This window comes from Selenomonas sp. oral taxon 138 str. F0429, assembly GCF_000318175.2.
Classification (GTDB): Bacteria; Bacillota; Negativicutes; order Selenomonadales; family Selenomonadaceae; genus Centipeda; species Centipeda timonae.
This window is the reverse complement of sequence record NZ_KB290945.1, coordinates 227-559: the sequence shown is the minus strand read 5'-3', so window position 1 is coordinate 559 and position 333 is coordinate 227. Positions and strand designations below refer to the sequence as shown.

At 49.5% G+C, this 333-nt stretch carries 1 rRNA gene; it reads right to left on the bottom strand.

Going from position 1 to position 333, the window contains the following annotated elements:
- A 23S ribosomal RNA gene (locus tag HMPREF9163_RS06930) occupies nucleotides 1–142 on the bottom strand; the annotation flags it as partial.
- Between the last annotated feature and the right edge of the window lie 191 nt (nucleotides 143–333).

The window sequence follows — 333 nt, the reverse complement described above, 5'->3', positions numbered from 1 at the left end:
CGTTACTCTTGCCGGGTTGCCCCATTCGGAAATCTGCGGGTCATAGCTTACTTGCAGCTCGCCGCAGCTTATCGCAGCTTATCGCGTCCTTCTTCGTTTCAAAACGCCTAGGCATCCGCCGTATGCCCTTATTCACTTGACTTAACCTTCCGCTTCGTTCATCAGCGGCACTGCATATCCCGTCATCTGCTTTGTCAGCCTCATCGACATAGCGTACTATGTCTCTGTCGGCTTCCGCACATCTAACGGAATCTTCAGTACCGATCCAACATGGAATCGGAACCTCATCTTGTGATGTAAGGTATTTTCGCTTTATCCTAATTTGCTTGGGAA